This is a genomic window from Pseudomonas sp. WS 5079, from assembly GCF_012985465.1.
Lineage (GTDB): Bacteria > Pseudomonadota > Gammaproteobacteria > Pseudomonadales > Pseudomonadaceae > Aquipseudomonas.
This window is the reverse complement of the sequence record NZ_JAAQWN010000008.1, coordinates 303937-326096: the sequence shown is the minus strand read 5'-3', so window position 1 is coordinate 326096 and position 22160 is coordinate 303937. Positions and strand designations below refer to the sequence as shown.

The 22160-nt window shown below is 56.6% G+C and carries 22 protein-coding genes and 3 pseudogenes; 3 read left to right on the top strand and 22 right to left on the bottom strand.

The annotated features are described in order from the left end of the window. Positions 1 to 3 precede the first annotated feature (3 nt). The 9 genes from HBO05_RS22250 to HBO05_RS22210 are packed head-to-tail and all read right to left on the bottom strand — an operon-like array spanning position 4 to position 7363. Positions 4 to 2757 carry a conjugative transfer ATPase gene (locus HBO05_RS22250; protein WP_042558351.1) on the bottom strand — a complete coding sequence of 918 codons (2754 nt, stop codon included), beginning with the start codon at positions 2755 to 2757 and terminating at the stop codon, positions 4 to 6. After that, entirely contained in the window at positions 2757 to 3173 is a 417-nt protein-coding gene (locus HBO05_RS22245; RefSeq protein ID WP_042558352.1) for a TIGR03751 family conjugal transfer lipoprotein, read from the bottom strand. Before HBO05_RS22245 ends, HBO05_RS22250 begins: the two co-directional genes overlap by 1 nt. Continuing rightward, positions 3136 to 4653, bottom strand: a complete 1518-nt coding sequence (locus HBO05_RS22240) for a TIGR03752 family integrating conjugative element protein (RefSeq protein ID WP_042558353.1) — start codon at positions 4651 to 4653, stop codon at positions 3136 to 3138. Before HBO05_RS22240 ends, HBO05_RS22245 begins: the two co-directional genes overlap by 38 nt. Continuing rightward, positions 4643 to 5455, bottom strand: coding sequence for a TIGR03749 family integrating conjugative element protein (locus HBO05_RS22235; protein ID WP_042558354.1), 813 nt, complete (start codon positions 5453 to 5455; stop codon positions 4643 to 4645). The genes HBO05_RS22240 and HBO05_RS22235 overlap by 11 nt, the downstream gene beginning before the upstream one ends. Further along, the gene (locus HBO05_RS22230) at positions 5452 to 6093 is read right to left on the bottom strand and encodes a PFL_4703 family integrating conjugative element protein (protein WP_042558355.1); all 642 of its coding nucleotides are present in this window, start codon (positions 6091 to 6093) and stop codon (positions 5452 to 5454) included. Before HBO05_RS22230 ends, HBO05_RS22235 begins: the two co-directional genes overlap by 4 nt. Then, the gene (locus HBO05_RS22225) at positions 6090 to 6503 is read right to left on the bottom strand and encodes a TIGR03750 family conjugal transfer protein (protein WP_042558356.1); all 414 of its coding nucleotides are present in this window, start codon (positions 6501 to 6503) and stop codon (positions 6090 to 6092) included. Before HBO05_RS22225 ends, HBO05_RS22230 begins: the two co-directional genes overlap by 4 nt. A 7-nt stretch (positions 6504 to 6510) precedes the next feature. Beyond that, on the bottom strand, positions 6511 to 6882 hold the full coding sequence (locus tag HBO05_RS22220; protein ID WP_042558357.1) for a TIGR03745 family integrating conjugative element membrane protein: 372 nt from the start codon (positions 6880 to 6882) through the stop codon (positions 6511 to 6513). 17 nt (positions 6883 to 6899) lie between these two features. Continuing rightward, the gene (locus HBO05_RS22215) at positions 6900 to 7139 is read right to left on the bottom strand and encodes a TIGR03758 family integrating conjugative element protein (RefSeq protein ID WP_042558358.1); all 240 of its coding nucleotides are present in this window, start codon (positions 7137 to 7139) and stop codon (positions 6900 to 6902) included. Next, positions 7136 to 7363 carry an RAQPRD family integrative conjugative element protein gene (locus HBO05_RS22210; RefSeq protein WP_346343163.1) on the bottom strand — a complete coding sequence of 76 codons (228 nt, stop codon included), beginning with the start codon at positions 7361 to 7363 and terminating at the stop codon, positions 7136 to 7138. The genes HBO05_RS22215 and HBO05_RS22210 overlap by 4 nt, the downstream gene beginning before the upstream one ends. 58 nt (positions 7364 to 7421) lie before the next feature. Here HBO05_RS22210 and HBO05_RS22205 point away from each other — a divergent pair, with 58 nt between their 5' ends. Continuing rightward, entirely contained in the window at positions 7422 to 8402 is a 981-nt protein-coding gene (locus HBO05_RS22205) for an IS5 family transposase (protein ID WP_083333486.1), read from the top strand. Between the two features lie 374 nt (positions 8403 to 8776). Then, entirely contained in the window at positions 8777 to 9859 is a 1083-nt protein-coding gene (locus HBO05_RS22200) for a hypothetical protein (RefSeq protein ID WP_042558360.1), read from the top strand. Positions 9860 to 9886: 27 nt separating this feature from the next. Here HBO05_RS22200 and HBO05_RS22195 read toward each other — a convergent pair whose 3' ends face one another. The 5 genes and pseudogenes from HBO05_RS22195 to HBO05_RS22175 all read right to left on the bottom strand — a co-directional run. Further along, positions 9887 to 10618 carry a TIGR03747 family integrating conjugative element membrane protein gene (locus HBO05_RS22195; protein WP_042558361.1) on the bottom strand — a complete coding sequence of 244 codons (732 nt, stop codon included), beginning with the start codon at positions 10616 to 10618 and terminating at the stop codon, positions 9887 to 9889. A gap of 91 nt (positions 10619 to 10709) precedes the next feature. Next, positions 10710 to 12815: a type IV conjugative transfer system coupling protein TraD gene (gene traD, locus HBO05_RS22190; protein WP_042558362.1), complete on the bottom strand. Its 2106-nt coding sequence runs from the start codon at positions 12813 to 12815 to the stop codon at positions 10710 to 10712. Between the two features lie 8 nt (positions 12816 to 12823). Then, positions 12824 to 13339: an integrating conjugative element protein gene (locus HBO05_RS22185; RefSeq protein WP_042558363.1), complete on the bottom strand. Its 516-nt coding sequence runs from the start codon at positions 13337 to 13339 to the stop codon at positions 12824 to 12826. Beyond that, positions 13336 to 13884: a lytic transglycosylase gene (locus HBO05_RS22180; RefSeq protein ID WP_042558364.1), complete on the bottom strand. Its 549-nt coding sequence runs from the start codon at positions 13882 to 13884 to the stop codon at positions 13336 to 13338. Before HBO05_RS22180 ends, HBO05_RS22185 begins: the two co-directional genes overlap by 4 nt. After that, a pseudogene (locus HBO05_RS22175) lies at positions 13866 to 14345 on the bottom strand (TIGR03759 family integrating conjugative element protein); the annotation flags it as partial. The pseudogene HBO05_RS22175 and the gene HBO05_RS22180, both read right to left, overlap by 19 nt. Before the next feature lie 66 nt (positions 14346 to 14411). Between HBO05_RS22175 and HBO05_RS22170 the strand changes: the two are divergent. Then, a protein-coding gene (locus tag HBO05_RS22170) for an IS5 family transposase (protein WP_086005488.1) occupies positions 14412 to 15265 on the top strand; the annotation gives its coding sequence in 2 pieces (ribosomal slippage) (positions 14412 to 14753 and positions 14756 to 15265; 852 coding nt in all). Here the strand turns inward: HBO05_RS22170 and HBO05_RS29365 are convergent. The 8 genes and pseudogenes from HBO05_RS29365 to HBO05_RS22135 all read right to left on the bottom strand — a co-directional run. Continuing rightward, positions 15260 to 15508: pseudogene (locus tag HBO05_RS29365) on the bottom strand (TIGR03759 family integrating conjugative element protein); the annotation flags it as partial. The gene HBO05_RS22170 and the pseudogene HBO05_RS29365 overlap by 6 nt on opposite strands. A 9-nt stretch (positions 15509 to 15517) precedes the next feature. Further along, complete coding sequence (locus HBO05_RS22165; RefSeq protein WP_042558366.1) at positions 15518 to 16189, bottom strand: chemotaxis protein; 672 nt, start codon at positions 16187 to 16189, stop codon at positions 15518 to 15520. Further along, a complete protein-coding gene (locus HBO05_RS22160) occupies positions 16186 to 16728 on the bottom strand; it encodes a PilL N-terminal domain-containing protein (protein ID WP_042558367.1) in 543 nt (180 codons plus the stop codon). The genes HBO05_RS22165 and HBO05_RS22160 overlap by 4 nt, the downstream gene beginning before the upstream one ends. Positions 16729 to 16821: 93 nt before the next feature. Further along, positions 16822 to 17581, bottom strand: a pseudogene (locus HBO05_RS22155) (ABC transporter substrate-binding protein). 52 nt (positions 17582 to 17633) lie between these two features. Continuing rightward, positions 17634 to 18128: a DNA repair protein RadC gene (radC, locus tag HBO05_RS22150; protein ID WP_042558368.1), complete on the bottom strand. Its 495-nt coding sequence runs from the start codon at positions 18126 to 18128 to the stop codon at positions 17634 to 17636. A gap of 100 nt (positions 18129 to 18228) precedes the next feature. Further along, positions 18229 to 18486: a hypothetical protein gene (locus HBO05_RS22145; protein ID WP_080896004.1), complete on the bottom strand. Its 258-nt coding sequence runs from the start codon at positions 18484 to 18486 to the stop codon at positions 18229 to 18231. A gap of 71 nt (positions 18487 to 18557) precedes the next feature. Next, entirely contained in the window at positions 18558 to 19139 is a 582-nt protein-coding gene (locus HBO05_RS22140; RefSeq protein WP_042558369.1) for an STY4534 family ICE replication protein, read from the bottom strand. An 897-nt stretch (positions 19140 to 20036) separates the two neighbouring features. Next, positions 20037 to 22004 (bottom strand): DNA topoisomerase III, encoded by a 1968-nt coding sequence (locus tag HBO05_RS22135; protein WP_042558370.1) that lies wholly within the window; start codon positions 22002 to 22004, stop codon positions 20037 to 20039. Positions 22005 to 22160 lie beyond the last annotated feature (156 nt).

The following is a 22160-nucleotide window of genomic DNA, read 5'->3' as shown; positions in this document are numbered from 1 at the left end:
TACCTATACAGGGTCTATTCCTCGCGCTCTATCGATTCGTTCCGCTACCCGAAATGCCGCTTCCAGCTCGGAGCAGACGTTCTCCTGCATCAATGTCCAGCGCTCGGCTTTTTCCTCGGGCTCAGTCATGGCCAGGGCGAGATAAAGACTGGGTGGTACGGCCCGAAACAGCGTCTCAATTTTTTTCGATAGCACGACCCCTTCGGTGTACTTCCCCGGCTCCTTGCCAGCGGACAGCAGCAAGGCTTTTTGCGCAGACGTGAGCTTTTTGAACCGTGCGATTTCCTCAATCTCCGCGGGCGGCATATTCAAGCAAATCCACCATTCGATCATGTTGAGCATGGTCTGCGCAGCCGTTGGAAAGTCGGCAAGGTTTTGCGTCGCCAGCCAGAACCAGGCGCCGAGCTTGCGCCACATCTTCGTGCCCTTGACCACGAAGGGCGCCAGCAGCGGGTTCTTGGTAATGATGTGCCCCTCGTCGGTGACCATGATGATTGGTCGGCCCAAGTACTGGTCGCGCTCGGCGAGGTTGTTTACGGTGTTCATCAGGCTGATGTAGCTAATGGACATCTGAGCCTCATAGCCTTCGCGAGCGTAAGTGGCGAGGTCGACGATGGTCACATCGCTTTCCGGCCACGGGGTGCCTTCACGGTCGAAGAGCTCACCCTCGAAGCCCTGGCAAAAGAGATCGATGGACTCGCCCATTTCCTGTGCACGTTCGCGACGTTTTTCCGGTAAGCGCGAGTCTGTGGCGACGCGCAGTAAAGCGTTGCGCACATCGCGGGTCAGTACCTGACGGTTCGTTGCGACACAGATTTGCGCCGCATCGAGAATACACTCGCGGATCAAGCTGCGATCAGCTCGACTCAGTCGCGCCTCTTCCTTAGCCTCGCCACCGGTGATCATCAGGCGAGCGGTGATTTCCAACTCGCCGAGCACATCGCGCTGGTCCTCGCGACTGGCTACTGCTTCATCGTCCCACTCATCAATGGAAAGGCTCGCCACCTGATCTGGTTGTTCGACCAAGCGCCAGGCATCGCCGAATGGGGCAAGACTGACCGGGGCGCCAGGTTTTAATTGGACCTTGTTGATCGACAAGCCCTGTGTGGCGAAGTAGTCACCCTGCAGGCCGAACGAGTTGCCAGCCTCTACGATAAATAGGCGAGGGCGGTATATAGCCATGATCTGCATCAACAAGGTGACTAGGGTCGCTGACTTGCCGGCGCCGGTGGGGCCGAATAACAGCAGATGGCCGTTCATTGCCCGGTCTAAACGTGACAACGGATCAAAGCTCAGAGGCGACCCACCACGATTAAACAGCGTGATACCCGGGTGGCCGGTGCCAATGCTGCGGCCCCAGACTGGAACGAGGTTTGCCAGGTGTTGGGCGAACATCAGGCGTGTGTACCAGTTACGTGTGTCGCGGGCTGGGCTGTAAGCCATCGGTAACCAACGCAGGTAGCTGTTGCAGGCGGCGACTTCATCGCCCTCACGCACCGGTTGTAGCCCCGCACCCAGCAGCGCGTTCGTTAGGCCGACTGAGCGTTGGTGCAACTGCTGTTCATCGTGACCGCGCACGTAAAACGCCATCGTGCCACGGTAAAGCTTGTGCTGACGGCCGATGATCGCACGAGCCTCTTCAACATCCTGACGGGCCTGGGTCGAGGCAAGGTTCTCACCGATCGCTTTGCGGGCTAGACGGTTCAACTGATCCTCGAGTACATCCTGCGGTTTGACCACCAAGGTCAGACTCATCACCGTGCCCTCGGGTAACTGGTCGAACAGGGCATTCACCGCGTCTCCCTTGCGGATTTCGCCAGTGAGTTGACCAATCAATGGCGCCCGGCGCAGTTTATCTACCACCATGACCCGGTGGGGCTGATCATCAAAAAACCAGAGTCCATGCTGCACGTCCGAACGCGGTTCGTTGAAGAACAACCGTTCGGCAAAGTCGTGATCGAAGGGCAGTTCCAGCGACTCGCTCTCGCCAGACTCCGGATAGGCCACGCGGCGGTAGAAATGTTCGGGCGATTCATCTGTGAGCTTGGGGGCTGGATTGAACCAGGGCAGCAACCATGCATACAAACCTCGGCCATCGACTCGCGTCGATTGCACCCCGCACGCCTGCAACGAAACAGCGACACGTTCGCAAGTTTGTTGTAGCGATTGCACTGGGTTGAGTCCCGCCTCCTCACCCTCAGACTCAAGCCAGCGATAGATCACTAATCGCACCCGACGGCTGTTTCCTCGCCAGGGCAGGCGCGTGACTGCCTTATCCTCGAACAGGCCGCCGGGCTTGGAGATGGCTTTCAGATGTCTGTGAATTAGTTCTAGGTACGCTTCGGTGAAAACCGTGCCCCGGGCGTTGTCCTGAATATAGTCGGTGAGCCTGGTCAGGTAGGGGGTGAAGTCGTTGTCGTCCTGGCAGAAAAACTGCGCCACCCATGGCGCTTGATCCAGCTCGTCAAAGCTATCCTGCAGGGCATCTTCTATGGCATCGCGGGTTGCCATTAGCCAATCGGGTTCGCGCCCTTCTGTGCCGATGGGCAGTAACTCGAACACCGCCCCCACAGATTGATTGTCATCTAGTAGAAAACACTGCTCGGTGTCGAGGTATTCGACCCACGGCAGATGATCGGTGAAGCTGGGGTTGTGCGCATATAACGCAGCTTCATCGGCAAATGTGGCGCGTGGGCGCAATGGGTTGCGCCAGGCTTTCCATGCAGAAGAGCGGTTTCCCGCATCGTCGCTACACATTACAGATCTTCCTGGCGTTCACCCGGCATTGCGTACTGCACCCGTTGATAGAATGGAAAGACGGTCGAGTACCCCGGCACTGGTGCTTGCTCGGTACCACTCAGATGCGGATACACGTACATCACCAAATCAGGATTGGGTAGACGAGGGAACAGGTTGCGAATTTCATTCACTGCTGTACGCGTATACGGTTCCTGGAGCGCAGCGGAGAGATCTGTTTGAGCCAACGGGCGGCGCAACTGTTGCCGAGCATCCAACAGTAGCTGTTGAGTACCCTGTGAGCCGGCACCGTTCCAGATGTCCAGCATGGTTTGCTCGCCATGCGGCAAAAGTGTGTCCTTGTCTGTGGAACACCCCGTCAGGACCCAGCAGAGCAAGCTAATCCAGGTCAGATAGAGAGGTAGGATCTTTTTCATGGCGAACGCTCCGGCCCTTAGGCTCGTAGTCGATGGTGATCTCATGGTCGAGGTGCAGTGCTACTTCTGCTGCCGGTGGCACGTACACGGCCGCAAAGGCTTCGCCATACAGTTTGTTGACCCACTCTCGGATGTCGCTGACCCCACCACTGAGAATTGAATTCAGTGCGCTATTGCCACTGCTGCTGGTGACCCCGAAGGCACTGCCGCCCGAGCTGATCACGCTGCTGTTGTTTTGCTCATTCCCGAGCAATGCAGCGACGCCCGCGCCGGCAGCAGTGATCAGGCTCTGGCTACCGAGGTACTGCTGGGCGTTCGAGCGGCGCTCGCCGACGATGCAGGGAATGCCATACGGATCGGACAGGTAACCGAGTCCGCCGCGGATCTTGTCGGTGTTTGAGCTCTGGGTGGTGGAGGCATTGCGGCTGGCTACCGCTTTCGGCTGAGGCACCGTGCGGATGGTGCCATCGGTAAATACAAAAGTGATCGACTCGACCTGTCCGCGTACGCAAGACAGGGTCCAGTCACCGGACGCCGTGCCGCTCATCACAGCACCCGCGACGTCTGGCAGGTCGATGCCGTTGGCCGTCAGGTTCTCCGGACCGACCAGCACCTTGAAGGGATAGGGATCATTCACGGTGCCATCCACCGGGACTCGGCCAATCAGCGCGGTCATGGCGACCGAGCCCATTAATGTCGCATTTTCGGGAATGGTGTAGACCGGCTTCGCACCTTCGGTACGATCACCGGATCGCGTCAGGTCACGCTCACCCTTGGTGACCTCGCGTAACTGCTTCTGGCTGCGGTCGATGGCATTGTCCTTCAAACCCTCCAGTGAGTTGAAGGCAGTAGGCAGACTCGGTGCGGAGGAGGTCTTGGTTTTGCCTCGGGCTTCGGTGGAGGGAGCATCCGAAGGTTCAATCCACTGCAGCGCATCGTTGGCAGAATGCAGCCCTTCGAACTGGTCCCCATCGCCCGGCTCAAGCCCCAATCCGATCGGCATGTCCTTGCCTTTGCCGGCCAGCCCCGACAACTGCTCCTGCAATTGCGTTAGTAGACCGCGAGCCTGACGACTGTCTAGTTCTGCTTTAAGTCGGGCCTCGTTGGCTTGTCGACGGCCTTCGTCGACCTGCTGTGTCACGCTGCCAAGCGCCGTCTGGATACGCGAATCGACACTGTTTTCCCGTTCGCGCAGGCGGTTGTTCTCTGTTTGTAGTGAATCGTTATGCTTCTTCAAACCGAGCATGTCGCTGCGCATGGCCTTCACCTGGCCGACCAGGGTGGCGACGGTATCGCGTGGGGTATCGCCCGCAATGCCGAGCGACTTGGCTTGCTCGGCAGATAATTGAATATCGCCCTGATCAACTGGGTGCTCTGGAGAAGGTGTGCTGCCTCCCGCGACCCAGCTTTTCATGATGATCAGCACCACGCCCAGCAGCGCAGCCGGTACCAGCCATTTGAGCAAGGCGTTAGCCTTCATCGTAAGCACCTCGCGCAACGGGCGGAAGCATCACGGCGTGTTCGAGGCCGGCACCGCGAGTGATGAGGTACGCAATCGTGGTGTCTTCCGCACTGCCGACCGGCCCGAGGAAAGCATGCTGGAAGGTCGCGGCGAACAGCTTTGCCTGAAGCTGACGCGGATCTAGTTGCACCGTCGCTGTACCTCGATTGCGCAACTTCACGGCCGTCACCCAATAGTCACCGAGCCGCCAGGCGGCGATGGGTGTGCTGGAAACGTTTTCGCTCGGCAGCAGGGTCGGCAGTTCGGTGCGCAGCTTGAGCGGGACGCGGCGTACGCCGGGCAGGGACTCCACGGTGCGCAGCGGGCCGTACAGGCTTTGCGCGGCGTAGCGCGTCAAAGCGGCCGGGATCGGCGTACGTTCTGGAACAGGGACGGTGCTCGATTCAGACTCGATAGCTTGCATCGGAGCATTCTTGAGAATACGCACGGGCTCCAGGGGTTGATCGCCAGGCGTGGCCGCGATATCCAAGAGGATGATCTCGCCCGTCTTGACCGATTGCAGTTGCAGTCGTGTCGGTGCAATGGCTTCCGACGCGCGCAGGTACAGCGTGCCTCCGGTTGATTGCACGCGCAGTTTATCCTTCAGAGTGGGAGGCACGCCGACACGAACAGCTTCATCGACAAAGACCACTCGTTCCTGATTGATCACCAGTGGGACCGCGAGCGGTAGGCGTTCCCAGTGCATCAGTTCGACGGCCTGCGCTGCAGCGCCCGATAGCATCAGTGTGAGGGTGAGTCCCAGGGTAGAAATCCGCTTCATGGATCACCTTCAGGCAGTGAGATTTTTTGCGGCGTACCCTGATAGCAATCCAGTGCAAGGCCCCACTTATTGCGTTCGGGGTCCAGATCGAAACGCACCACCCGTAACGGATAACGCACGACCACCCGTTTCACCGGTTCGGCGGCGTAATACTCATCAGCGTTAAGGTCGAGTGTGACCAACCAACTGTCGCGATCGAGTTGCTTGACCCGCAGTTCCGGATCTTCACTGTAGCCTCGGCCTAGAATTTCGTAGACGCCACGCACCCGTTGACGCAGTTCGCCGGCGGCCTTGCGATACTCGTAGTCGCCGTCGAGGAAGGCCTTGCAGGCGGGTGTCAGGTAGGACTGCAAGCCATAGATGGCGCGGCGATAATCCTGCTCGCCATCCGAGGGCCAGCGGTTGAGTTGGCCAAAGATGTAAAGGGCAAAGGCATACACATTCTCTGGGGGAACATCCCACCACTTGCGCGTGCTGCCCGAGCGCAGATCAGGGGGGACGTGCACGGTCAGATCGGTTGGTGCTGAGCGCCAGCCATACCATAGTCCGGCGCTGAGCAGGGCGAGCATCACTATCGCCAGACGCAGGCTGAAGATATGGGCCTGTTGGGCATCGACCTTGTTTCGAAATCGACTCATGGCTGCCACCGGGACAGGGCAGGGCGCAGTCGACGTGAACGGCGAACCGTCCAGGCACCGGAGTGGAGAATCAAACTTCCACGCCCCAGGCGCCAACGGCTGGCGAGTATCCATTCGAGCTTGCGGTACAACCAGGTCTCCGGACGAGCCCGTTTGGCCCGACGCAGTAGCGTGCCCCCGATCAATAAGACCACTGTCATGCCTGCGATCATGCTGGTCGGCGCCACGGCAATCGAGGCGGTGACGATCGCCAGAGGAATGCCCACCAGCAGGCCAATGACGGCGCCGGAGCCTAGGGCTACCCACATTTCATCATTGGTTAAACCGCGCAATACGGCTGGATCACGATTGAGTCGCTCTGGCAGAAAGACCAAAGTGCCGTCGGCAAGGCGTTCGATAGTGTCGTTCATGCCAACCTCACAGAATCGCGGCAGCTTTGGTGAGGAACCAGATGATGATCACTACCAACAGGGCGCCGATACCAACTACCGCGCCAAGGTCTTTCCAGGTCTTGCGCTGGTTTTGGACATCGGCGAATACGGTCAGGGAGTGCCAGGCCACGCCGAGAAACGCGAGCAGGGCAATCAGTAGACCGAGCAAAATGCCGCCGTCGTAGGCGTAGTTTTTGATCGTCTCGATCAGCCCGGAACCTTCGCCTCGGGAAGGCGCCTCCATGGTCGGTAGTTCGGCAAAAGCTAGGCCTGGACCAAGGACCAGCAGCAGACCGATCAAGCGTTGGCTTGTACGATCACGCAGGTTGTTTTTGATAGGGACAAGGCACTTGAGCATGATCGCGATCTCCGATATTAGGACAGGGTGAAGAACATCAAAATCAGCAAGGCGAGCAGTACGCGCGCAGCACTGCCGCCAAAGGCACCAAAGCGCATGCTTCCTGTCGCCCAGCCCCGGTAAGCCGTCCACATCACCCAGGCACACCACAGCAAAGCCAGGACGAGAACCAAGGACAGCCACAGTTTCGAGCTGCTCTGTGCCGAGAAGCCGGAAGCGTTTTGAAAGGCGGCGGTCTGGGCGTCAGTCATGCTCACGGCGAGGACTCTGCGGATGGGGTGTCGAGACGGTATTCTCCGACCAACTCAGTGGAGTCGCGGGGTTGAGCGCGAGAGGGGGAGAGATAGTCCTGCACACCCTGGCGGATGCGCTGGATGTCTTGAGTTAGGCGGGGATAGTCAAAGCGGTAACGTGTATTTGACTCTGGTGCTTCGTCACGCGAGACCCGTAGTACCAACGTGTCGAGAGTATCTAGGGAAATCCTGAAAAAGACTTCCTGATTTGGCAAAATCCCCGGACACCAATCGCCGAGCTTTTCAATGAAGCAGATGACCTTCGCCGATGCCGAGTACGCCGGTAAGCGCAAGCAGACCCGCAAGGAATTGTTCCTGATCGAGATGGATCGTGTCGTACCCTGGAAGGGTTTGATTGCCCTGATCGAGCCTCATTACCCGAAGGGCGAAGGTGGTCGTCCTGCCTATCCTTTGATGGCGATGCTGCGGGTTCATCTCATGCAGAACTGGTTCGGTTACAGCGATCCTGCGATGGAGGAAGCTCTGTACGAGACGACGATCTTGCGCCAGTTTTCCGGTCTGAGCCTGGAGCGGATCCCAGATGAAACTACCATCCTCAACTTCCGTCGCCTGCTGGAAAAGCACGAGTTGGCCGCTGGTATTCTCGGCGTGATCAATGGCTATCTGGGCGACCGTGGCTTGTCACTGCGACAAGGCACCATCGTCGATGCCACGCTGATTCATGCGCCCAGTTCGACCAAGAACAAGGACGGCAAACGCGACCCGGAAATGCACCAGACAAAGAAAGGTAACCAGTATTACTTCGGTGCCAAAGCTCACATTGGTGTCGACGATGAGTCAGGGCTGGTGCACAGCGTGGTGGTCACTGCGGCCAACGTCGCGGATATAACCCAAGTCGACAAATTGCTACACGGTGCTGAGAACGTGGTCTGCGCCGATGCAGGCTATACCGGTGTCGAGAAGCGCGAAGAGCATGCGGGACGCCACGTCATCTGGCAGATTGCAGCCCGGCGCAGTACCTACAAAAAACACGGTAAACGCAGCGCGTTGTACAAAGCGATGCGCAAGATCGAGAAAGCCAAGGCCCAGTTTCGCGCCAAGGTTGAGCATCCATTTCGGGTGATCAAGCGCCAGTTTGGTTATACGAAAGTGCGCTTCCGAGGCTTGGTGAAGAACACTGCTCAGATGGTGACGCTGTTCGCCCTGTCAAACCTGTGGATGGCGCGTCGATATTTGCTCTCCAGCGTAGGAGAGGTGCGTCCGTAATGAGTGAAATAGCTGCTGCGAGGCGCGTGCAGCGGCAAAAATGGATGGAATAGGCGGCAGACTTGATCGATTTTGAACGGCTGCCGTTTTTTGAAAGCGCCTATGGCTCAGCAGTCGAAAAATAGCGGCCTACTTCAGACCATCCCTAGCTGTCGGATGAGTAGACTGAGTTGCTGCTCATGCTCGCCCGCAGCAAAGCAGTCGCTGTGAAATGCGATCACAGTGAGCATGAGAACACGAATAGGAAAAACGGACATTGTGGTGGTCCCGACGTTGGTCTGGAATTAAGATCTCCGAGGGAAGAGTGAACGTCAGCAAATTAATCGAGCTGGCTACGATCGGTTTTTATTCAGTTGTCGTTAAGGATGATAGTGGTGGAAGGAGTTAAAGAAAAATTGATAGTTGAGGTCGCAGAGTGTCTGCGTGGCCGCACTGACCACGAAATTCTTGAGTTTTATATATCGACTGAGAAATTCGCAAGAAAATACGCTGTCAGTTACGAGCTAGAAGGACCAATGCATTTGGTTCTTGATAACAGCATAATTCAGTCTTTTAAACATAGAGCAACTAAGCCGAATCGTGATTTGCAGGCGTTATCATATACTGCGTTCACCAGATTTGTAACAGGCTGGAGCGACCGAGAAACCTACTTGGCTGTGACTCCTGTAGCCTTATATGAGCATATGGGGCGTCGTGGAAATATTAAATCTGCTGACGCATTAAGTGCCCTCGAAGAGCTTCGGTTGTTTTTCGCTGATACAGGTCTGCGTATGACTTGGATCGGCTTTAAGTCGATTGAGCATTTGGTGAGCGTTCTGGAGGCGGTGCATGATGACGATGTATACCTCACTCAATATTTTAAAAGAATAGAAGAGCTGAGTTGGAAAAAAGATCTCGAGGCTCCTTTTGGTGTGCTAATTCCTCTAGGTATTGCATATCGGGAAATACCTGATGACTTGCCATTGAAATATTTTGATCCCTGGTATGTTAAGTTTGTGCTCACTAGTCGAGTTGAGCGCGCGATAATTAAGCAGTCACAGCATAACCCTGATGCCCTTCCGATTGGGAGTGGTCCAATGGCGGATGCTCTAGCGGATCTTAATAACTTCAATAAGAAGGGGACTTTGTTAGGCCTAGGGGATGTCGATATGTTGCAGGTATGTGACGGTTCCCGGCAATATAAGCAGAAAGCCGGTTATGTTTTAGTAGGGCAAACGCTGGACGATACGCTCTCTGATGTCCTGCGGCATCGACATTCATATGTCGAGAGTGCGGGGGTGGAGTTTGGGACAGCTGATACGGAGCATCAAATCAAAGGCATGGTTAATTTCATGTTTTCGAAACCCTTCTCTGAACATCAGAAGCGAGGTGACTGGATTCAGCCTAAGTACCAGGATTTTATGAGTGCAATCGTCACGGCCTGCAAAAAAGCGAGTACGAACTCCAGTCATATCTAATGCTTTGAAAAAAAGGGGCGTCAAATTTTAAAGATATTTCTTGAATGTTGCGGCGGTGATCGCCGTTGTTATCCCCAACATTGCGGCGCACGGTAAAAAAATAGCGAGTGGATTGAGCGAAAAGGGGAGAGACAGATAAATGATCCAGGGCACGAGCAGCACTGTTGTCACGGCTCGTTTAGCACGATGGTAGACAAAACTGCTTTCGCGACCTGCCCCAAACTTGCGCAGGTCGCGTCGCATCAACCCATCGACAAAACCAGTAAACGTGGTCATTAGAAACAGTGGGGCGGCCAGGACCAGAATGGTCAGGCGTACCACGAAGGTAAAGGTCACGTAAACTGCGGCCAGCACGAAATCCTCAATGCTCACGTAAAGCTGGTTGATCCAGCCCCAAGGGCCGTTGCCTTGGCTTGACACTCGCGCCTGCTGGGTAAAATCCGCAAAGCCAGCTTTGACCAGAAGCCACTGATTGAGGAAATCCAGCCACCGGCCAATCGTCTGTCCAGGTTGTTGGAGGATGAGTGAATCTTTGAAGTGCTCGCTGAGCCATCCCAATTCACTATTCAACATTGCCTGGCTGTGATGCCAACCCTGATCGCCCCAGACCAGCAGCAGGCCGGCGAACTCGATGAGGATCGAAAACACCAACGACGCCATTAGCGCACCGATGATGCGCAGGACTAGGCTGATTGCCGAGATAATCAACCCCGGGCGGTGGATCGGTTGTGGTGGCTGTTTGTGGGCGAAAGTCGCCATCGTTCACTCCATTACGCTCTGCAGATTTTGATTTAGGCATGACTCCTGCCGAGTGCGTATTCGGTTGATCGAAACCTGTGGTGGGGCCGGGCTATCCCACCTGATCTAAATCGAAGTTGGTAGTTGGGCCGCCACCACTGGCGCTCCACCATTGTCCCGCCTGCGCGTTGTAGGCCGCTCGCATCCGTTGAGTTAGTTCCTGCAGGTCTTTGGGCATGGCATCGTCGTTGGAGGGTTTTGGCAACGGCATGCGGACTTTCCAGAGCTGACCACCGGCCTGGAAGGAGAACATTTGCCCCTTGGGCAAACTGACGATGTGAGCAGGCTCGATCAGCGGAACGCTGGTGCTGCTGACACGGTCCTGTGAGGACGAGGTGAAGTCCGTATTGGCCTCCGGATCGGAGGTGTCGGTCGCACCCGAGACCAATGTTTTGGTCAGCACATTAACCTTGGGCAACTGCTGGGTGAGTAGTTCCGCGGTTGCGGTTTCGCGCACCCGCAGCATCTGTAGGGTGTTGAAATTGCCCACCACCTGGCCGGCCTTGGCGCGGTTGCCTATACGTGCTTCGATATCGCTGAGGGTTTGGGTATAGGCGGTTACCTGGATACCGGCACCGCCCCCCTTGTTGATCAGCGGAATGAACTCATCGCCCATCAACTCGTTGAACTCATCGGCATGTAGGTTGATTGGCAGTTTGTCACCAGCGTTGCCAGATTGAGGCAGCCCATGGTCAATGCCATGTTTGTAGATATGTCCCGCTACCGAGACCAAGTCGGCGAACATTGAATTGCCCACGGCGGCGGCCACTTCGGCATCAGTCAGCGCATCCAGGCCAACGTAGACGATGCCGCGTTTTCGGATGATCTGCATCCAGTCGAATATCGGCCGCGGGTCATCCAGGTCGGTGTAGTTGGGAGCCAGTAACTGAGCGGTCTTGCCGGTAGTGAGTTTCTCCAGCAGCGGCAGTAGCGAGGCCACGATTTTGTCGAAGTAAGTGCGGTCGTAGCGCACCGCTGAACGCAGTCCGTCCATTACGGGATCAAATACACGCTTCACCGCCAGGTATTGCTCGATGGCCACCACCCGCTTTTCGCGTCCTATCATATGCCGGGGAATGTTCTTCTCTGTGAGCTTACCTTCGAGCTGGACGATCACTTCCCACGCCTTCGGGTCGGTCTTGGCGAAAAACTGCTGGGCGTATTCGATGAACAGCGCATCGATGTTGACCACATGCCGCTGGATCTGCAGGTAGTCCGGACGCCGGCCCAATTCGATCAAAGCCCGGGCAATGATGTTGACGAAACGCCATGCGAACTCACGGAAGGCCGCAGAGTTACCTTCACCACTGAGCTGCCCAGCGATGCGAGATGCCACTTCAGAAATACGTCCGAAACGTCCCACCGCGTTGTAGCGGGCGGAGATTTCTGGCCAGCCCAGATGGAAGACATAAAACTCTTTCTCCCGGCCGGCGCGTTTGGCTTCGACGTACATGCGCTTGAGCAAGTCGGCATCGCCCTTCGGGTCGAAGACAATCACTACCTCATGTTCAATGCGATGAATGTCCTGGGTGATGTACACCTCAGCGAGTCGCGTCTTGCCGACGCGGGTTGTGCCCAGCACCAGCGTGTGACCGACCCGTTCGCCCAGTGGCAGACTGACTTGCGTCTCATCGGGCTCGACCCCATGCAGCAATGGCGAGCCTCCTACCGGTGGTAAAGGGCGCAACGGATTGACGGCACTGTCCCAGGCGGTGACACGAGCCAATGTCGATAGCGGAAACGGTGCATGCTCAAGGGACCGTTCGAGTCCACGGGCCAGGCGATAGCAGGTCGGTTGGTCGACATAATGTGCGACCGCTGGATCCTGAGCCTCGACCAAGCGCTGGGTATGCAGGCGGGTCCAGCGAAACCCGCGGCCCATGAACAGACGCTTACAACTGACCGGAATCTGCCGACTGGTCAGCTCGTAGCGGGATAGCCGACGGATATTGCGCCGATAGCGCAACACCTCCCATGCTTGTCGCAGGCGGATCAGGCCGAATAGGGTATAGGCCAGCGCCGCAACCAGCCCGATCTCGGGTGACAGGGCCACAGCCCAGGGCGAGTACACGCACAGTACTGCGGCAGCGATGCAAATTGCTACCGTGTAAAGCTCCACCGCGGGACGGAGCTTGGACTCCATCGCATGCTCGGCCATGACCTTACTCACTGCTCCAATGATGTGGCAGTGATCAAGACAGGGTAATGCTCAATCTGCAGGCGGGTGGCGATGTCGTTACCGTTGACCGGTAGGATGGTGACACTAGGAGCGGCTGCTCGGATCCGAGCCAAGGCTCCGGTATCGGCCACTTCGACGGCAAGGCCAGCCGCGCCGATTTCCTGCAGCTCAGTCGCGCGTTGACGCAACCAAGCCAGTGATTGGGTATCCTCACCCACCAGGAAAAATGGCCGTAAGCCCGGCATGTTTAGGGCGCGAGACGTGATTTGGCCGGGGCTCAAGAGGGAGCTGCGAACGGGTAATATCCAGGTTTCATCGGCAAATGTGGACAAGTCCGTATGCATGGCGCGACCAGGCTGGAGATTGTTGTTTATGGGCGGCCTAGCAACTTGAAGATGGGGACGGGTGAAGCCGCCAAACTGGTCCTCTGCAACGGATTGTTTCGACTGGGCGAAAGCAGCCAAGAGCAGGGAGAAGTAATAGGCAGTAGGAATTCGTTTCATGGTGGTGTGCCTTGTTCAGCGGAAGCCTGTAGCCGTGCGAGTTGCCGGGAGAATCCATCGCGGTAGCGCGCGGCGGGTAAACCTCCCGCAGGTCGGTGATAACGCCCAGCGGCTGAAACCCAGTCACCGGTGACGGCGTGATGCTCTTGCAGCAGGGCGGCAGTCACAGCTAGATTGCGGTAGGGTTCGAGAGCTTCGCAGGGACTGGAAAAACGTTGTCCGTGATAACCCAGGTTGGTTTGCCCAAGTCCGGCGTCGACCCGTTTAGCGTCATATTGTGTGAGCGCCTGGAGCAAGGCGTGACATGCGGCCTGGCGAGTGGGGAAACGGTAGGGTGTTCCGGCGATATTTAGGGTCCAAGGCCACGGCAGCAGTCGACCACGGACGCGAATACCGCTCTCCTGTAAGGCAATCGCGAACAACACCGTAGAAGGGATGTTGGCGTCATGCGCCGCCAGTTGATAAGCCGGAGGCGGAAGTTCGTTAGCCCGAACCGTGTGCACCGTCAGCAGGAGCGCAATAGCAATCAATCGAGACGTTGCCATTGTCCATTCACCTGTTGAAATGTGGCGGGCAATGGCCCCGGAGCCCCCAGGCTGAACCATCGACCACGGTCATGGTTCAGGGTGATCTGCCCGCGTTGAACCTTAGCCGGATCGATGTCCGCTTGCCGAGCCCAACTGCGGACGCGTTCATCTTGGCCTTGGCTGCCCACTAGGTAGATATCGAACGCCGTGTCACTGTTCTGCAAACGTTGTGCTTCAGCGGTGCATGCAGGGCAGTGGTCCTCTACAAAAAGGGCTGGGCGCGGGGCGACTGATGAGCTGGTAGGGGAAGAAGATGCCATGCCCTGGATCGGTAGCTGACCAGGAAACAGCTTGGTCCAGGCCGCGGTGTAAGCGTTTTGGTAGGCCAATTCACGCTCGGCGCGTTTGGCTTCCAGTGCTACCTGTAATTCAGCATAGCGCTGGCGCTCTTGGTCGGTCTGGGCCTCAACCCCTAGGCTCTGTACGTAAACCCAAGAAATACGATTTTCTGTAAAATACACCGCCATTAAAGCCAGGAGGCCAAGATGGCAAAGCGGTATGAACTCCCCGACGCAGCCTGGGATCTGGTTGCAGATATCTTCACCAAAAATCAGCGCACCGGGCGCCCTCGGGCCGATGATCGCCTGATGCTAAACGGTATTCTCTGGGTGCTTTGCTCTGGCGCAGCCTGGCGAGACATGCCCGAACGATTCGGCCCTTGGTCAACGATCTATCAACGGTTCCGGGGATGGCGTGATTGCGGAGCTTTTGATCAGATGCTCAAGCGTCTTCATATCCGATTGAATGAGCAGGGTTTGATTGACTTGGAAACATGGATGATCGACTCCACTGCCGTACGAGCAACCCGGGCCTCATCAGGTGCCGGGAAAAAAGGGGATTTGAAGAACCGCAAGACCACGCGCTCGGGCGCAGCCGGGGTGGCCTGACGACCAAGATTCACATGCTGTGCGACGCCAATGGTGTGCCTCTGCGTTTCCTGTTGTCAGGCGGACAAGCCAGCGATATAGCCTATGCCCAACCGCTACTCGATCAGGCTTGCATACCCAGCCTGCGCGGTCGCCCACGCAAGCGTTGCCGCTGGTTGCTGGCTGACAAGGGTTACGACGCTGAAGCGCTGCGCCAGTATTGTGATCGTTATCGCATGCAGCCAGTCATTCCGTTGCGAAGCATGAAGCGCAAAACCAAGCCAGGATTGCCTCGACTTTTTGATCGCCCCAAATATCGGCAGCGCAACATCATCGAACGCATGTTTGGCTGGCTGAAGGAGAACCGTCGCATCGTGACGCGCTTCGACAAGCTCGCAACAAGTTTTGCGGCGATGGTCTCATTGGCCTGCGCTATGCGGTGCTTGCGACAATACTTTACGTACAGAGCCTAGGGCGGTCAAGGGATCGAGCTTCGGGCTCCAGAAACCACGTGGGCCGGTTTGGATCTGCTCGAAGCGCGTCCACTCCTGCTCCGTCAGACCCCAGCTTGCAGCCTGTTCAGCGTGCAAGCGTCCCAGCGGAATGGATTGTGTGTCCTGGATCCGCGACGGTGTCGTGACAGGCGTGCCCATCGCAGCGCCTATGGCCAGCAGCGACGCGAGACAGACGACGGGGAGTAGTGGCGCTCTGTTCATGATCGCTTCTCAAGGGAGTTGCACGGTCTGGTCTGGCTGAGCGACCACCGAGAAGATGGCTGAGTGCGGCTCCAGCACTTTCAGGTGCCAGGCTCCGAACTGCTCGCCGGCATGCAGCAGCCGAACATCTATGAGAGAGCTACTGTCATGAGGTGCGACTGCCAAAAAGCGCTCACCTCCGCGGGACTCGACACCCAACACCGAGAACGGTGGCGATAGCGGGACGGGTTTTGGGGGAGCCGTCTTTTTCGGCTTGTTCGCGGAAGAGGTTGGCGGTGGTAGGGAAGGCTGAGTCTTGAGCTCCAGTAGCTGCTGTTCGACGTGCTCAAAGCGTCCGCTTAGAGCTGTCAGATCTTTCACGGTGGCGCGCTCTGCCAGACCGTCGCGCATCTCCTGTATCTCTTGCGCCCACTGATCCAGCATCGGATCGAGGGTATTGGCCTGTTGCTCACCTGTATCGACCATCTGCTTCAGGTCTTTCAGCGAGTACTGCAGTTTCTCCTGTGCGTCCCTGAGCGCGCTTAAATCACGTTGCAAGGTGTCCAAAGTTTGGAAGCGCTGGGTGTTCGTACTCTGTAGCTCGGCCATGCGCTGATACTGGTTAAACAAACCGCCGCTCAGCCCGGCGACTGCCAGGCAAAGTAAGCCAACAATTATGGTTTGAAACGTCGAGGCTTTCATGGACGTGCCTCCGCCTGATGGGACGAGTCTGGTGTAGCCCGCACGATGCCGACATCAGCTTTCTGCTGTTCGAAGCAGACCGAACGGCTGACCTCATCGGTCGTGAGTTGCCAGGCGGAGCCAGCCAGTACCTGTAGTGCGCTGCGTAACGCAATCGGGCCGAGTCGGTAATGGGCTGCAGGCAGAGGCCGAGTGAAAAGTGTCTTTACTGGTTCGGTGGTAGGGCAGAGCGAATAACCCGAGCGCTGCAGCACGTAATGCATCGCCTCCTCTACCGAGGGATTAAGGTTGGACGGTATGCTCACATCAATTATTTGAGCGAGAAGATCACGTTGCTCCGTAGTGGGCTCTGTGCTCACCAGGGTATAGCGACCATAACGGATCTCCGCCGGATGGTTTGCTTCGGCCGGGCTCCTTGATAATTGGGTCCGATTGGAGCCACTGTCGATCTTTGGATTAGTCGGCAATGGGGTGGAAATTTGCGCGCTGCAGGCACTCAAAAAAAACAGCAGGCAGACAGGCGTAAAAAAACGCTCCATGAAAAAACCTCATGTCAGATTCAGTACAGAACCTGACATGAGGTGAAGGATCGATTCAGTGAGAAATCCGATTTATGGCAGGTCGTGTTAACGCTAAATACTTTGCTCTGCATCATAGATAGCTAGTCCATCCAAGACATCAGCGTCGGGGTCGAAGATCAACAATCGCACATCCGCCAATGCCGCCATATACAGTACGTTGACCAAGGCTGCCGGCGTACTAGCATCGAGTTGCTCTTGCCTCAGCGATGAGTAAGAACAGCCCTCGATTTTTATCAGGTTATCGTCTGTCCAGGGCGTGCCGATCAGCTTACACCCGACTGCCATTGCAGTCCTTCAGGACAAAGGGTTCGAACAGCAGCCCGGTTGGGCTAGAGTCGAAATAGTCCGCCCCGCGTTCCAAGTAGCGCAATGCTTCTTCAGTGAGGTGTGCGGTACTGATCTCCCAAGCTCGGCTGTAGCGTCCAGTCTCGAAACTCAAACGATGGACCACGGACTTGGCTTCTTCCAAGGAGTCAAAGTCCGCGACGTGGCACTGCTCGTTGAACACTTAGCCTATTACGGCATAGACCACCTGGTGCACCAGTCCGTTGGACGGGCAGCAACCATCCAATTCATTCAGAATGGATTGGCCTTCGCTGATCAAGGCGAAATCATCATTGAAGATGCAGGGGACCAGTTGCAACGTATCGTCGGACAGATGCTCCTGGGAGTCGTGCATAGGCCGAAAGCAGGGAGGACAGCCATCCTCGTAGAAGATCAGTAACAACCGTTCGATATAAAGTTTGTCGTAGCCCCGAGTAAATGGATTTGAGGCGATCAGCAGGGTGGGGGCTTGGTGTGTGGGGTTCATGAGCGTGCTCCAGAATGAAAATAAACGAGGCGCCCGTAGGCGCCTGTGAGGTTTAAAGCCATCCGTATTCGGCAAGGGAGAGCGGGCGACCTTCACCCACGATAAAGTGATCCAGTACGCACACGTCGATCAAGGCCAAGGCCTCTTTCAGCCGTACGGTCAAAACACGGTCCGCCTGGCTGGGCTCTGTACACCCTGAGGGGTGGTTGTGAACAAAAATGACGGCTGCAGCGTTATGCGCGAGGGAACGCTTAACGACTTGGCGGGGGTAAACGCTGGCGCTATCAATGCTGCCGTGAAAGAGGATTTCAAACGCCAGCACCCGGTGCTGGGCGTCAAAAAAAATCACACCAAAGACTTCATGTTCTTGTTGTGTAAGCTGCAGTTTTAGGTAAGAGGTCACGGTTTCAGGTGACGTCAGTTTAGGACCGCGGTTGAACAGTCGACGATCCAGAATATGCAGCGCTTCGTCGATCAGCTGGTTTTCTTGGATAATGCGATCAGCCTCGAAATCCGAGGTCTCAATCAGTGTGAGTGGGGTGTTCATGGCGCTACCTCCGAAGGGAATAATCAGGGGTACACGCCCGAGGGGAGTGGTTTCCCCAGGGTGGGTGTGGAGTTGCAGGCGTTTGCAGGTGATGTAGGGTTTACAGCCGAGTGTATCGGTGGCGTTGACCGTGCAGAGGTGAACCACAACCGTCGCAAGGCAATGGAGAAAAGGATCTTATTCCCCAGCCGGTTTCGGGATCGAAGTCGGCACTGATGGGCAATAAGCGAACCAGCCCCCGGTGTATCGCGGCGATACGTTGTTCGGTCTCATCTGGCGAGTAATACAGCGATAACGTGCTGTAGTCCTCGTAAGCCGCACCGAACAGGCAGTCGTCGCAAAGCCAGAAGGATTCCATATTGGTTCTCCTGTGCTGGTTGAAGAAAAGGCGCTCGATTGAGCGCCTTGATGTAAAACATCATGGATTGTTCAGACGGACTGAACAGCACGTGTGGCGACACGGCGGGCCGTGCGGGGAGTGGTTGGAGATTCCGGTTCAATCCTGGAGTCTGTAGGGTTGTCGGTATCCTCAACTTCGGCATCAGCCGAAGTTGGGGACGGCTCACGGTTTGGCGCTTGCTCAGCAGGTGCTGTTGCTTCCTGCCTGGCGGGCGCTTTGTATTCGAACTTGCCATTGACCTTGATCCAGTCGATGAACAGCAAACGACCTTTCAGGCTGGCGCCAGGTTGGCCTTGTTTATCGCCTTTCTCATAGAGAAATGGGTCGATCCACAGGTCACCAATACGGAACGACAGCAAGACCTTTTTCTCGGCCTTGACGGCGTCCATATAGAGACGAATCAAACGGTCAGCTTCGCCACCAGCGACTTTGCAATCAAAGCGGGTGTACTCCACTGCATCAGTGGCACCATGCAAGGCTGCGATATCGCAGGCCATGAATGGCTGACCGCGGCGGACCTGTACTTCACGAACACGGTTGAGGTAGCCGATACCGACGGTGTGCAGGTTGAAGTAAGAGGTCGCTTCTTGGGATTGGTTGGCGTAGGCCATGGTGGTTCTCCTGTTTCAAGGGAAAACGGCGACGCACAGCCCCTGACGGGAAAGTGAGCCCCCGTCAGGGTGGGTAAGATGAAGTCGAGCGATGAACGACTCGTCACCGGCAAACCGATGACCATCAGAATGATGCTTCTGAAGGAATAGCTGTGCAGTAGAGGAGCGTTTGCGGTGGTAATCCACAGGCATGGACTAGTCGGCATTCATCACCGCTGAAGCGGCAACCGCGCGAGCTTCCGAACGCTAATCGCACTTGGGTAAACCACCACGAACGTGGCGTAGCCTTGAAGGTTCTGGCCACCTGGGCTGGGCTGTCAACGACAGCGAACCACGCCCTTTGTATAAGCCTGTCAAAGGGGAGCGTCAAGACGCTGCAACCCGATTTTTTACGCCTGGATTAGAGTGGTATTCACTGGCATGAACAAAATGAAGAGTGGGCCTGACGGAGTGTCAGGCAAGGAACAGAAAAGCCACCTTTGACGGTCTTACGCAGTCGACAAGCTCCTCGCAAAACTTGGTTGAACTGCGCAATGATTCGTCAACCGATCCTTGTCGTGGCCTGGGTCGGAACATGCTGGCACGCATCCGCGCACAAAGGGTGCCCCTTGTTTCCCCGGTGGGCTCCGGGACTGAATACGATCGCCGAAGCGGATGACCGCTATTGCCGGGTAGAGGCAACAGTGGTCATCCGCCACCACAATCAGGTCGAGCACAAAACGGGAACGAGATCCCGCAGAAGAGGAGACTCCGAACTCGAAGAGTTTGACCGAACTGCCCGGAGCTAATCGGCCTTGGGTTGCCGTTGGCGATTACCCTGAGCCACTACAGCAGAGAGGATGGGACTAGGTCAAGGCGGAGAACGCACCATTTTCATGGTTATCGCCCCATGGAACATTATGAGCGACGCGTATCTTTACTGATTGACACAGTGCCTTTGCAATCCGGATATCGGGAGCATGACCAGAACGGTCCTGATTTGCCCTTTCGTTTGAGCATTGAGGCGTTGCACATGGGACAGCCTGGGTTCGTTTCGAGCGCTATTGCCAACGTGAGCGAGCGGCAGTGTGCGATCAACTGCGCAATCCAGTTCGCCTGCTTGGCAACGAACGCATCTAGGGTCAGGCGTCCCGCTTCGATTTCGTCCAACGCCTGTTCCCAGATTGCGGTCATACCCGGATCTGCGACTGCTGCTGGTACCGCCTCGATCAGGGTATGGGCCGCGGCGGTGGCCATCAAGGCGCGTTTTTTCTTCAGCAAATAACCGCGATCAATTAACCCTTTGATAATGCCGGCTCGTGTGGCTTCGGTTCCGATACCGGTGGTGTCCCGAAGTTTCTGTTTCAGGCGTGGGTCGTTGACAAGCTTGGCGACGTTTTTCATCGCCTTGATCAGATCACCCTCGGTGAGAGGTTTAGGAGCGGCCGTTTGCATGGATTTGAGTTCGGCATTGTCCACTGCGCACTGCGCTCCCTTTTGCAAGATGGGTAAGACTTGGGATTTGTGACTGGGCTCATCCTCCTCGGTGTTTTCGGAGAGTAAGCTTTTCCAGCCCTGGACCAAGATCAGTTTGCCCACAGCGGTCAATCGTTCTTCGCCACACGCCAGTTCGACCTGGGTCCGATCAAACTCATGATGCGGAAGAAACTGCACTAGGTAGTGGCTACGGATCAGTTCGTAGACATGGCGTTCTTGTTCGGACATCCGCACCAGGTTTGCCGGTTCGATGGTGGGGATGATGCCGTGGTGCGCAGTGACCTTGGCATTGTTCCATGCGCGGGAGCGCAATGATTGATCGAGGTCCTCGAATGCAGGTCTGAGTGCAGGATCCGTTTTGAGCAGGGCGTCTAGTACCGCGGGAGCCTCGTTGAACATATTCTCTGGCAAATAGCGGCAATCGCTGCGCGGGTAGGTGGTGGCTTTGTGGGTTTCATACAGGGCTTGGGCGATGTTCAGGGTTTCCTGGACGCCGAGCCCCAGCTTACGCGAGCAGACTTCCTGCAACGTGCTTAGGTCGAAGGGCAGGGGCGGCGGTTCTCGGAAGTGCTCAGTATGTAACGAGATTACCGTGGCGGACTTCTCGTCGGTGATTGTTTGGACCGCGTGATGGGCAAGCACTTGTTGTAGGCAACGCCCCGACTCGTCCCGTCCTGAGCATGGCGGTAACCACGCCGCGATGAATCGCTGGCCCATCGACGATAGGTGTACCTCAATGTTCCAGTAAGGTACCGGGACGAAGCCGGCAATCGCACGATCCCGATCGACCACCAGACGTAAGGTGGGTGTCTGGACGCGCCCCACTGACAAAACGCCGTCGTAGCCTGCCCGCCGACCAAGAAGGGTAAACAAACGACTGAGGTTCATGCCGATCAGCCAGTCGGCACGGCTGCGGGCGAGGGCCGAGTGATAGAGCGGGAAGGTCTCCTGACCAGACTTCAGCGAGGAGAGGGCTTTGCGAATCGACGCCTCGTTGAGGGCGGACAACCAGAGGCGCTGAACGGAGCCTGGATACTTGCAGAGCTCCAGCAACTCGCGGGCAATCATCTCACCTTCTCGGTCGGCGTCGGTTGCGATGACAACGGTGGTGGTTTCGCTGAGCAGGCGTTTGATGATTTTGAACTGCGCGGCAGTCTTGGGTTTGACCTCGACCTGCCACTGCACGGGAATGATAGGTAGATGATCCAACGACCAGTTTTTGTACTGAATGCCGTAGGTTTCAGGCGGGGCCGTCTCCAGTAGGTGGCCGATACACCAGGTGACAGTTGTCTCGGGGCCGATTAGGCAACCATCACCACGCCGAGTGGCTCCGAGAACCTTGGCGATGTCACGACCCTGGGAAGGTTTTTCGCAGAGGAAGAGGCGCATATAACTACTCCGGATTGAGTTCGGAGCAGCGTTGTTCGAAGTAGCAGGTGCGAGATATGAGAAACCCGAATGGCAGGTTCCTCATATTAGTCGGTGAGGGCGGCTTTGAATGGGCTGAAGCTGCTACCTTATTGGAGCGTTTGTAACTGGGTGGGG